An 11,456-nucleotide genomic window follows, 5' to 3' on the forward strand; every position below is an offset into this window, starting at 1 on the left:
AAGAATGAGCGCAAGCCAAGCGTTTTGCGTCCAATTGCCATAATGGCCTTGTTATATTTACTTTATTTGCACACTCGTTGGTTCTTCATTTCTTAGTTCTGACAAATTTTTATCGAAGTCTTTTGATACTTTAGAATACCAATACTCGAGTAATTTAGAATTACAGTTGCTATCAAGAAGCGGTTGAATTGATTCTTCAGCCATTTCTAGCGTGAGTTCGGGATCGCCAATAATTGAGTTGAATTTTTTATACGATACCCGTGTTTTTTCTAAAGTTAATTTATTAATTTCTTCAACTTGCTTTTTCGTCAATGAGTAGGATGTACTGCATTTGGAGTCTACCAACGCAAAAGTAACGTCATACATGTTTAGGTTGCCAATATATTTGGCTAAACGAAGAGCTTGCTGATCTGCATGAGCACTCGATGCGATCATAAAAGAAAGTATAAATTGACTAAACTTCAACGGGTGAACTCCATGTAAACATAACAGCTTATTAGCGTGCATTTCGGGTTAAGCCAAAATTCAAACAACAAAAAGTTAGTCGCACACTTTATATTTATAAGTAATTCATAAAGTTACCAGAGTGGATTGATAATGTCTAAGCAGTATTAGTTTGTGGAAAACAAGCATTGAGATATCCGAGCATAAAATGGCACGATATACAAATATCGAACTTCAACACTTTCATAGGGTTAACTTTAATTTCTACTTATTCGAGCCAAAATTTGCTGTATATAACGAGCCTTATTTTATGCTCCTGGCCTATTTCCGCTCTGATGAGCACCCGCGTTATTTACACAAGGCAAGTAGCCTCTTTGATGGTCGCTCATCGAATATGATTCGGTGTGAATGATGGCCACTTACCACAATGGCGAGGTTCAGATGCGAGACGGCTGATACACCGCCTCACACCTAATTAACCGGTATTGCGCATACCCGCTGCGATCCCAGCCATGGTGACCATTAAGGCTTTATCTAATGCCTGCGAGCTATTAGTGCGGGCTCGTTTCAATAGCTCTACCTGCAGGACATTAAGCGGATCTGTGTAGGGGTTGCGCAATGCAATAGACTCACGCACCCAAGGCTGATGCCCTAATAAAGTGTGCTCTGGGCTTAGTTCTTTGATCAGCGCCACTGATTGCGCTAACTCTTGGCGTAAACGTTCGCCAAAGTGCTGTAACTGCGGCGCCACTAAGTGCTGATCATAATGCGCACTAAGCCAACTATCCGCCTTACAGAATACCATTTCCAACATTTCTAATCGGGTGCGAAAGAACGGCCACTGCTGACTCATAAGTTGCAATGTATGTTCACCGTATTCACTAATCGCCGCTCCTAAACCTTGATAGGCCCCCAACCAAGCAGGCAGCATCAGACGGTTTTGCGACCAAGCAAAGATCCATGGAATGGCCCTTAAGCTTTCCACCCCACCATTAGGGTTGCGCTTAGAAGGCCGCGATCCCAATGGCAACTTACCCAACTCTTGCTCTGGTGTGGCACTGCGAAAGTAAGGTACAAATTCAGGGTTCTCGCGCACAGTCGCACGATAATGCTGGCACGATGCGTCGCTAATTTTAGCCATAACGTCACGCCACTTAGGCTCAGGCTCTGGGGGTGGCAGCAGGTTCCCCTCAAGTACTGCGCTGGCATATAAATGCAGACTTTGCTTTGCGACACTGGCCAGTCCGAACTTGAAGCGGATCATCTCACCTTGCTCAGTCACGCGCAGGCCATTTTTCAAACTCCCTGGCGGTTGCGAGCGCAACGCTTGCGCAGCTGGGGCTCCTCCCCGACCAACAGTACCGCCGCGCCCGTGAAACAGCACGAGCTCAACGCCCTGCTCCTCACTAAGCTGCACCAGGGACTCCATGGCGCTATATTGTGCCCAGCCAGCGGCCATCATCCCTGCATCTTTGGCTGAATCTGAATAGCCAATCATCACATACTGATGGGTGCCTAGGTGTTGGCGATACACATCATCGCTATATAAAGCCTGCATCACTTCAGGCGCACGGTTGAGGTCATCCAGAGTTTCAAACAAAGGTGCAACCGGCATATTAAACTGGCAGCCTGCTTCTTGAAGTAATAACTTAACCGCCAGCACATCTGATGCCTGACGAGCCATGGAAATAATGTAAATGCCAAAGTTTTCGGCGCGATTTTGGGCAATCACTTTAAAGGTGTCGAGAACCTCTTGGCTTTGTTCGCTTGGTTGCCAATTGCGAGGTAATAACGGCCGCTTGCTGGCCAACTCTGCTTTGAGAAACTCTTGTTTGCCTTGCTCATCCCACTGGCAGTAATCACCTAGGCCTAGGTACTCTGTCAGCTCACCAAGCACCTGTGCGTGTCTGTCGCTGTCTTGGCGGATATCCAATTGCGAGAGCTGCAAACCAAAACACCGACAGCGGATCAGCGTATCGCGCAGCTGCCCCTGGGCGATGATGGCCATATTATTGGCCTCTAACGAGCGCTCACAGGCCTTTAACACATCCGTTATCTGAGTGATATCCGTGATGATGTTTTCGCCACGTGGCGACTGCCCAGTTATTTTGGCCTCGAGATACTCGTGAGTGAGTGTCAGCTTTTCACGTAGTTGCTTTAATACGGCACGATAGGGTTCATGGGCTCCTTCAGCCTGTTTAGCTAAAGCATCATCGCAGGCGAACATCGATAATTCACTGATCAGCAGGTTGATGTCTTTAATATACAGGTCCAATGCCATCCACCGGCCATGGTCGAGTACGCTCTGTGTCACACTCGACGTTACAAAAGGGTTGCCATCGCGGTCGCCGCCCATCCATGAGGTAAAACGAACCGGCTTAGCATCACTTGCTAAACCAACACCCAACTCTTGAGTCAGCGTGTCATCGAGCTCACGCACATATTCTGGCACCGCTTGCCACAGGCTATTTTCTATGACCGCGTAACCCCACTTCGCCTCATCCAAAGGCGTTGGCCGTTGTTGACGAATTTCATCGGTATGCCACGCCTGCGCTATTAGTTGGCGCATGCGCGCGTGGAGTTTTTGTTGTTCCTGCGGCAGCAAGTCGCCCAGCTCTAACAGGTTTAAGCAATCACTTAATTGCACGTGTTTGTTAATCAGTGTGCGCCGTGTCACTTCCGTTGGGTGCGCAGTTAATACCAAGTTGATATCTAGTCGTGCGATGGCCTCTTTGATGGTGTGCTCTTGCACATGGCTTTGCTTGAGGCGTAGCAAAGTCTGCTTTAATGGGTCAAGTTCGCAAAAACCCTGGTTACCCGAGCGCGACACAGTATGGTACTGCTCAGCAACGTTAGCGAGGTTGAGGAATTGGTTGAACGCACGCACAACAAGCAGTAACTCATCGTCGCTTAGGGATTGTAGCTCGCTGATCAACGCCTCACGCGCCTGCTCATCGCCACCGCGAGAAGTTTTTGCCAACTGACGAATTGATTCAACTTTGGCCAAAGCCGAATCACCCAATGCCTGAGCAATGGTTTGTCCTAGCATCTGCCCTAATAAACCCACATTACTGCGTAGTGCTGCGTATTGATCACTCATATCCTCACTCCTGTGTCTTTATTTTTATCTTTTGTAGCATGGAAGTGCCTCGCTTTGAAAGGCTAAGAAAAGGAGAAAAACTAATTTGATAATAATTCCTATTTGCACTTGACGCATTAATCTATGCTAGTAATAATCATTATCAACAAGACGAAACGGAGTCTTTTGCTTTCTCTTGGTCTTGTTCATACGCACTCAATGCGATGAAAACTTTACTTGCTACATTGCTCATATCGGTGACGGTAGATATGACCCCAAAAACCCAAGCCTTGCTTGGGTTTTTTTATGGCTAAGCTTTGGACCCATACCAATAAACAGGCTAGAATCATAAAGATACGAGCCATACGCGGAGAACACAGATGTTGCGATACACACTATGCGCACTGACACTGATCAGTGCACTTGCACTCGCGCCCGCAGCACATGCGGGGTTAGAAGAAGGCATTGCTGCGGCCAATGTGGGAGATTTTGAAACCGCCCTCAGCGAGTTTCAATATTTAGCAGACATGGGCTATGCCCCTGGAATCTATCAACTGGCGCAAATGTACGAAAGCGGCCACGGTGTAGCAAAGAATCAACGTAAGGCTGCTCAGCTATATCAGCAGGCCGTGGATAAAGACTATGCAGACGCGATGTTTTCCTTGGCGGTCATGTACCAAGAAGGCCGAGGAGTAAAGCTAGACTTGCAACGGGCGGTCAGTTTATTCAAAGGGGCTGCCGAAAAAGGGCTGGCTGCTGCGCAATTTAACCTTGGCGTTATGTACACCAATGGCGAAGGCGTTATTAAAGATTACCAAAGCGCAATCGATTGGTATCGTAAAGCGGCAGCGCAAAATTATACCTTGGCTCAGTTTAACCTTGCGCTAATGTACTATGAAGGCCTAGGTGTAGCTAAAAGTATCGAGAAATCTTATATCTGGAACACCATCGCGGAATACAATGGCAATGACGATGCCAGTACCAGCCGCAAACTCGACGAGAAAAAATTGCAGCCTGAAGAAATTGAGCGGGCAAAGCAAAAAGCCGACGACATCTATGAAAAGATCCTCGCCGGCCGTTATGCTGGAGAAGGTCGTCGCCTATAAATAAGCTGAGAGTGACTTGTTAATCGAGTCACTTCGCTCTATTAGCTTCTGCGCTGTACGATACATGCGCTTTTGCATTAATGCATGCGCCTTCGACAAATATGCAGAAGCGAGCGATTTCTTCAGTTTTACCATGGGCTGAAAATCTTCTGGTACTTTTTCTGCCAACGTGTTCACTTCTTCTTCCAGTGCAATCAGCTCTTTATGGTCATCCATATTGGTAATGGACACTTCCCAAGCATCAAACTGATCTTGGTAATACGCCGTGGCAGCCTCGTAAGGATACGGTGTATCCGGATTACTCTCACGTTTATTGAAGTACTGTGCTAGCACCGTCATGGCTTCGCGTTTCGCTTCACCTTGTTGCAATAACTGCGCAATTTGCTGGTTTTGTGCAAATACAGCCTCACCGACTTCGGCTAAGGTATCTAAAGTTGCAACGTCGTCTGCTTCAACGGCTGCTTGGTATTGCTCAAGGTATAAAGTAACCCCAGCTTCCATCGGTTGATAATCAAATTCAGGGGCAATGAAGGCTAGATCTTCAGAAAGCTTAACCAAAGAGTTGTCACCGTCCTCGGTTAGACGTCCTTGACTCAATAACAAGTCAATTTTTTCAACCACACCATCGAGCACCGATTGCTGCTCTGTTCGTGTATCTTGAATAAGTTCAGCCAACGCCAGTGAGTCAGGGAAACGAGGTTTGGCCTGATCGTACACGTTAATAATTGCAGTGAAGTTCTTGTATTCTTGCTCTTTATTCTGGCCTGCTAGCTTCGCTTGTTGCTCCAACTGTGCCAGTAACTGGGGCTGGTTTTTGACCACCAAGCCTTGTTTTAGTACTTGGTACTGTGGCGGAATTTCACCTAGTTTACTGAATAGGTTACTTGGCCCCCATCCCATCCACTGGTTAAGTTGCTCATTTTTGGCAACAGCATTGTCGTATTTAGCTTGCAACAAAGCGTAATCACTTTGCGCTTGGGTATGATAAGTAAACCCTAACCCTGCAACTACAGCTACAGTTGCCACCGCAGCCACTGCCGGCATGTGGTTGACAGTCAATAATTTCGACTTGAGTTCGCTAAAGCTCTTAAACCCTGGCTGCGAAATTGATAATGCTTTTTTCAGCGCGCCCCAACGTAGCATCGGCATCGACGCTGGCTTTTTCAGAGTATAAGTCGCTGGCACCTCATTGGCGGCAACACGGTCATAAGGGTGGTTACTCGAGATAAGTTCATAGGCGATACACGCGAACGAAAAAATATCATCTTGCGGTGTCGGCTCTTGGCCATCTAATTGCGATGCGCTGGCGTAAGCTGGGGTGTACCCGGCAACACCATCTTCTGCCTGAGCGCCTTGATAAGCGTAAATATCATCGCCGCGATGGGCGCGAGCAACACCAAAATCTAGAATTTTTACGTCACCTTGGCTGGTGACCATAACATTGGAAGGCTTCAGGTCGGTGTGCACAACACCGTGGGCGTGCGCATAAATTAGCGCATCAATCATTTGCGTGAGAATGGGTTTAGCGTTGGCAAATTTCATGCCCGTTGGCCGTGAACGCTTGATAATTTGCTCAAGTGTCTCGCCCTCAATCCACTCCATAACGATGTAGTGAATCCCGGCCACGCTTGCACAATCATAAACGCGGACAATATTTGGATGCGATAATTGCTGACAACGCTGGGCTTCTTTTTTCAACAGCGCCAATGCTTGCTCTGATTCTGCAAACTGAGATTGTAACACTTTAATAACGACGTGATGTTCGCCATCACTGGTTGAGAGGTGTAGGTCTTTGGCGCGGTAGATATCACTCATACCACCTTGGCCGACAAGTTCCTCCAGCAGATACCGTGCACCTAATTTCAAGCCCTGAAGGTTGGCACTTTGAGCATTCTTTTGTGGGGCGTTACCTGAGTTTGCGATACCAGCGATTTGCGTTTTATCTTGCTCGCTTGCATTTTGCGGCTTGTCATCCATATTGGCTGTCCTTTAATGCGTTCATCCATTCACTGAGCGTTAATATATTAGATTATTAAATAAAAGGCTATAACAGATTGCGGTTTAAATGACCTTTTATACGGTTCAATAGTATAACCACCAGTATAATTGCAAAAACCACCACAATCTCTTAAAGCCACTACAATGGTTACTTGAACTTATGCCACACCGGAGTAAATGTAGCGCTATTAGATACCGTCACTTTTATTGACAAAATCTAACTTAATATTTATCCTCGTGAGCTATTAACGTCGTCTTATGGAATAGAGTAAAGCAAATGGAAGCGACCTTTAACGTTATCAGCTACCACCGCCTATCCCCTGAAATAGAAACATCAAAGACTACCCAAGATAGCTTGGTATTTGGTCGTTCACAGGAGTGCGACTGGCACTTGCCAGATCCTGAGAAAATAATTTCCAGCACCCATGGCCGTATTGAGCGCTCTGGGTCGAACTTCGTTGTTCATGATTTATCAACAAACGGCCTATTTGTTAACCACAGTGTGACCCCTGTAGGCAAAGGCAATCAACAAGCGTTGCAAGATGGTGATGTGCTCAGTATTGGCGATTATGAAATCGAATTTAAACTGGCGCAAAGCGCCGTCGCCGCGCAAAGCGCACCAGTAGCTCAACCATCGCAGCCGAGTATACCTGCGCAGCAAGCTGCACCTGCTTCGAGCACGAATAACGATGATTTGTTTGCAACGCAGATGCAATCCGCAAACGAACTTGACCAATCTTTCCAGATGCCCGGTCTAGAAACACCAGCGAGCGCCCCAGCAACCGGCTCTCAATCCGCAGCCGAAACCATCCCCGAAGACTGGGGGTTAGACTTAGCATTCGGCCAACCTGAGAGCGCGTCCCCTGCGAGTCAGGCAGCGCCTGCGGCTCAGCCAGAGCCACAACCAGCTCCTGCTCCTACGCCGGCACCAACAGCGCAAACGCAACATAGCATCGCTCCGACCCCAGAGCCAAAGGCGCCACAGCAAGCTGCACCACAAGCTTCGGCTGCGCCGCAGCCAGCTCAAGCTCCAGCAGCTGCAGGGCAAGGTGAATTAGCAGCTGCTTTTTTGCAAGGCTTGCAAGTTGACGCGCAGCTTGCGAATGAATTAAACAACGCACAAACGTGGCAACAGATGGGGGAGAGTTTACGACTCCTATTGTTGGGCTTAGTTGAATCACTTAGACAACGCTCCTCGGTGAAACAACAACTGCGCTTGAATCACACTATGTTCCAAGCACAACAAAATAATCCACTGAAGTTTTCAGCAACTTTAGAAGATGTAATCCAGAACTTATACACCCGAAATAGCGCCAGCTTTTTAAATGCTGAGCAAGCTATTGCTGAGGCGTTTAAAGACACTCGCGACCACGATACGGCAATGATGGCCGGGACCGTGGGGGCCATTGAAGGATTACTCGATACACTTTCACCAGAGCGCCTGAAAAGCCAAGCAAACGAACAAGGCGGTCTGAAAAAGGTTTTACCCTATCAATTAGAAGCGAAAAGCTGGCGTTTATTTAGCGCTATGCACCAAGACATGGAAAGTGAAATTGAGCGCAAAGGCAGTGGCGCGCTCGCTGATGATTTTGTTAAAGCTTACGATAGTAAATTAAAAACGCTTTAGATTAGTTATCCTAGAGGAAACAACATGAACAACAAATTATTGTCCGTATTGGTCGTAATTTTTACCTTAGCACTGAGTGCGTGTACTGCGGTGAATAAGATAGTACCGCCCTCCACCGACGTCACCTTTAATGTCGCGGCTGATATCAACCCAGATATTAATCAACGTCCTTCACCTGTTGTGGTTAAAATCTTTGAGCTGAGTTCACGGACAGTATTTGATAATCAAGATTTCTTCACCCTTTATGAAGATCCTGAGTCGGTGTTGGGCCCTGATCTGTTAAAAAAGGACGAGTTAGAGCTACAACCTGGGAGCAAACTTGAGTACCCGATGTCGCTAGATAGAAATACGCGCTATGTCGGCTTTGTTGTAGCCTATCGCGATATTGACCAAGCTCGTTGGCGTGCAGTGTTAGCGGCCGATCCAACTGGCTATGATGATGTAACTGTTAATGTTGAGGAAATTGCTGTTTACGCCAAAGACTAAACAGCACTAAGAGGGAATTTACATGAGCGACCACAGCGCAATCGCATGGACCGAGGGGATGTTCTTACGTCCCCAACATTTTCAGCAAGCTGAGCGCAGCATTCGTCGTGCGATCAACCACAGCAGCCAGCATGTCCACCACTATCCGTGGGGAACTGTGTCGTTGGAAATAGACCAATCCTTGCTACCTTTAGGGCAAGTTCGTTTAAGCAAACTGACCGCCACCCTAGCTGATGGCACCGCCGTTGATATGCCTACGATCGACCCGCTACCACAAGCACTGTCGTTAACCAGCGAAGTACGGGATGAAGTTATCTATTTGGCGATTGCCAGTGATAAAACCAATGGCACAAATATCAGCGCTGATGGTGACGGTATGATCACCCGATACCGTTTCGCTGACCACACCTGTGCCGATGTAAGCTTAGGCAGCGATGCTCAGGAATCTGTGCAAATTGCCGCACTGCACAGCCAACTTAAACGCCATAACGATGATCGAGCTGGTTATATTTGTTTACCTATTGCACGGGTAATCGAAGTATCCGACGAGGGCAACATTAAACTTGATAGCAAGTTTATTGCTCCTACCTTGAATGCCAAAGCGGTTGCGCCATTAACCAGCGTGGTACGCGAAATTCATGGCATGATTAAGCAGCGTGCAGAAGCACTTTCTGCGCGATTAACTCAAGGGCAAGCAGGTTCCACTTCGGTGGCTGACTTTATGATGCTGCAAGTGCTAAACAAGTACCAACCGGTGTTTAGTAACTTTGAAAATATGGATATGTTACATCCATTTATGCTTTATAACCGGGTGATTGAATTAGTCGGTGAGCTCAGTACCTTCAGTACCCGTGATAAACGAGTTCCCGAGCTGCCCCATTACAACCACAGTGAGCTGACTGCTGTGTTTGGTAATTTAATGGTATTAATCAACCAAACGCTGAGCCAAGTACTTGAACAAACTGCACTGGAAATACCCCTTGAGAAAAGCAAGTTTGGTATTTATTTTGGCGCAATTAATGATAAGTCTTTACTTGATAATGCTCACTTTATACTGGCTGTAAAAGCGAACCTACCTAACGAAGAAGTACGTCAGCGTCTACCCGCACAGACGAAAATAGGTAGCGTCGAGACAATTCGCGACTTAGTGAATAACCAAATCCCAGGAATTACTCTTGCGACCTTGCCTGTCGCACCTAGGCAGGTGCCCTATCATGCTGGCTACCATTACTTCCAGCTGGAAAAAGGCAATGAGCACTGGCTTAAGTTAAGCAGTAGTGGTGGTATAGCACTGCATATTTCTGGCAACTACCCTGAACTACAAGTGGCACTTTGGGCCGTTAAGGGATAACTAACCAACAGGATACAATCATCATGGACAAGACGATTTTAAAGCCCCGTCCAGGAAGAAGAGGACTGGCACAAAATAATGGCGAGCCAGCTCCTGCAGGTGCTGGTGCTTCAGGCGCAGCGGCTAGTGCAGACACCTCTAGCGGGGATAAGACTGTAGTCAATGTGAACCAGTCAAAGCCTGTTGCTCGAGTGCAAGGGAACGCACCCATTTTTCAGTCCAAGCTAGTCGATTACGGTGCTGATATTTTTTCGCTGACAGTGGCAATCAATCGTATGAGTCATTGCGATGATGTCGATAAGCTTAAACAACAAAGCATTGATGCTGTTAAGAATTTTGAACAGTCTTTGCGTAACGAGCACCTCGATAGTCAACTTATTGAGTCCGCACGATATTGCGTATGCGCGCTGTTGGATGAGACCGTGCTCAATACGCCGTGGGGCAGCGAAAGTGTGTGGGTGAATGAAAGTCTCCTATCCATCTTTCATAAAGAAACCTTTGGTGGTGAGTACTTCTTCACTTTACTTGATGAGGCACTGCGCCAGTCGAGTCATAATATCGACCTACTCGAACTACAATATTATTGTTTGAATCTTGGGTTCCAAGGCAAGTATCGTGTCAGTGCACAGGGACAATCTGCGGTCGATGATTACCGTGATAAGTTGTATCGCGAGATAAGCCTGATCCGTGGCACTGGTTCAAGCCAGTTATCGATTAATTGGCGCAAACGCATTGCTAACGGCCTAGAGCTACGCCAGCAATTTCCACTCTGGGTTATATTAACCTTATTTGCTGCCCTCGCCCTGGTGGTTTACACCCTTTTTTCGTACCAACTGAATCGTTACTCCGATAATGTTTTCACAGAGCTTGATGCCTTAGTTCCCTATCAATTAGGCGAACAAACCACTGGTGATAGCATGGAAGCCAGTGTGCTGAACCAGTTGTTGCAGACAGAAATTCAACGTGGCGTGCTCAGTGTCACGTCACAATCTGACCGCGTACGTATTCGTATATCCAGTGAATCGCTGTTTGATTCCGGCAGTAATATTGTTCGTGCTGATATGAAGCCGATTATTGCTAAAATTGCCCGTGCCCTTGAAGGCACACAAGGTAAAGTGCTGATCACCGGCCATACCGACAACACGCCGATTTCAACGCCTGAATATCCTTCTAATTGGCACTTATCATTGGCGCGAGCAACGCAAGTTGCCAATGCAATGGCGCAAAATGCGTCGTTAAGTGGCCGCTTATGGCCAGAGGGGCGTGGCGAAGCGGAACCAGTTGAAAGTAATGATACCGCCGCACAGCGAGCCAAAAACCGCCGTATTGAAATTGATCTGCTGTTTTAGTTTCAAGGAAGAGATT

Annotated in this window: 8 protein-coding genes; 5 read left to right on the forward strand and 3 right to left on the reverse strand. The window is 47.1% G+C overall.

Going from position 1 to position 11,456, the window contains the following annotated elements:
* Positions 1 to 57: 57 nt before the first annotated feature.
* Together W04_RS10240 and ppc are read right to left on the reverse strand one after the other, a co-directional pair.
* Entirely contained in the window at positions 58 to 465 is a 408-nt protein-coding gene (locus tag W04_RS10240; protein WP_053910757.1) for a hypothetical protein, read from the reverse strand.
* Positions 466 to 919: 454 nt separating this feature from the next.
* Positions 920 to 3,544, reverse strand: a complete 2,625-nt coding sequence (ppc, locus tag W04_RS10250) for a phosphoenolpyruvate carboxylase (RefSeq protein ID WP_053910759.1) — start codon at positions 3,542 to 3,544, stop codon at positions 920 to 922.
* A gap of 359 nt (positions 3,545 to 3,903) precedes the next feature.
* Here ppc and W04_RS10255 point away from each other — a divergent pair, with 359 nt between their 5' ends.
* Positions 3,904 to 4,629 (forward strand): tetratricopeptide repeat protein, encoded by a 726-nt coding sequence (locus tag W04_RS10255; RefSeq protein ID WP_053910760.1) that lies wholly within the window; start codon positions 3,904 to 3,906, stop codon positions 4,627 to 4,629.
* On the opposite strand, the gene W04_RS10260 is transcribed toward W04_RS10255, so the two are convergent.
* The gene (locus W04_RS10260) at positions 4,624 to 6,606 is read right to left on the reverse strand and encodes a serine/threonine-protein kinase (protein ID WP_053910761.1); all 1,983 of its coding nucleotides are present in this window, start codon (positions 6,604 to 6,606) and stop codon (positions 4,624 to 4,626) included. The two genes, W04_RS10255 and W04_RS10260, sit on opposite strands and share 6 nt — an antisense overlap.
* A gap of 298 nt (positions 6,607 to 6,904) precedes the next feature.
* On the opposite strand from W04_RS10260, the gene tagH reads away from it, so the two are divergent.
* From tagH to tssL, 4 genes are read left to right on the forward strand one after another with little or no spacing between them, the layout of a single operon-like run.
* On the forward strand, positions 6,905 to 8,254 hold the full coding sequence (gene tagH, locus W04_RS10265; protein WP_053910762.1) for a type VI secretion system-associated FHA domain protein TagH: 1,350 nt from the start codon (positions 6,905 to 6,907) through the stop codon (positions 8,252 to 8,254).
* A gap of 24 nt (positions 8,255 to 8,278) precedes the next feature.
* Complete coding sequence (gene tssJ / locus W04_RS10270) at positions 8,279 to 8,740, forward strand: type VI secretion system lipoprotein TssJ (RefSeq protein WP_045980643.1); 462 nt, start codon at positions 8,279 to 8,281, stop codon at positions 8,738 to 8,740.
* A gap of 22 nt (positions 8,741 to 8,762) precedes the next feature.
* Positions 8,763 to 10,091: a type VI secretion system baseplate subunit TssK gene (gene tssK / locus W04_RS10275; RefSeq protein WP_045980642.1), complete on the forward strand. Its 1,329-nt coding sequence runs from the start codon at positions 8,763 to 8,765 to the stop codon at positions 10,089 to 10,091.
* Between the two features lie 23 nt (positions 10,092 to 10,114).
* Entirely contained in the window at positions 10,115 to 11,440 is a 1,326-nt protein-coding gene (tssL, locus tag W04_RS10280; protein ID WP_022944417.1) for a type VI secretion system protein TssL, long form, read from the forward strand.
* Positions 11,441 to 11,456: the final 16 nt, after the last annotated feature.

Origin of the sequence: Pseudoalteromonas sp. SW0106-04 (assembly GCF_001293805.1) — a bacterium.
GTDB classification, from domain to species: domain Bacteria; phylum Pseudomonadota; class Gammaproteobacteria; order Enterobacterales; family Alteromonadaceae; genus Pseudoalteromonas; species Pseudoalteromonas ruthenica.

Excerpts from the sequence above, each read along its gene's own strand:
- ppc (WP_053910759.1), bottom strand. The coding sequence starts at position 3,544 with ATGAGTGATCAATACGCAGCACTACGCAGTAATGTGGGTTTATTAGGG.
- W04_RS10255 (WP_053910760.1), top strand. The coding sequence starts at position 3,904 with ATGTTGCGATACACACTATGCGCACTGACACTGATCAGTGCACTTGCA.
- W04_RS10260 (WP_053910761.1), bottom strand. The coding sequence starts at position 6,606 with ATGGATGACAAGCCGCAAAATGCAAGCGAGCAAGATAAAACGCAAATC.
- tagH (WP_053910762.1), top strand. The coding sequence starts at position 6,905 with ATGGAAGCGACCTTTAACGTTATCAGCTACCACCGCCTATCCCCTGAA.
- tssJ (WP_045980643.1), top strand. The coding sequence starts at position 8,279 with ATGAACAACAAATTATTGTCCGTATTGGTCGTAATTTTTACCTTAGCA.
- tssK (WP_045980642.1), top strand. The coding sequence starts at position 8,763 with ATGAGCGACCACAGCGCAATCGCATGGACCGAGGGGATGTTCTTACGT.
- tssL (WP_022944417.1), top strand. The coding sequence starts at position 10,115 with ATGGACAAGACGATTTTAAAGCCCCGTCCAGGAAGAAGAGGACTGGCA.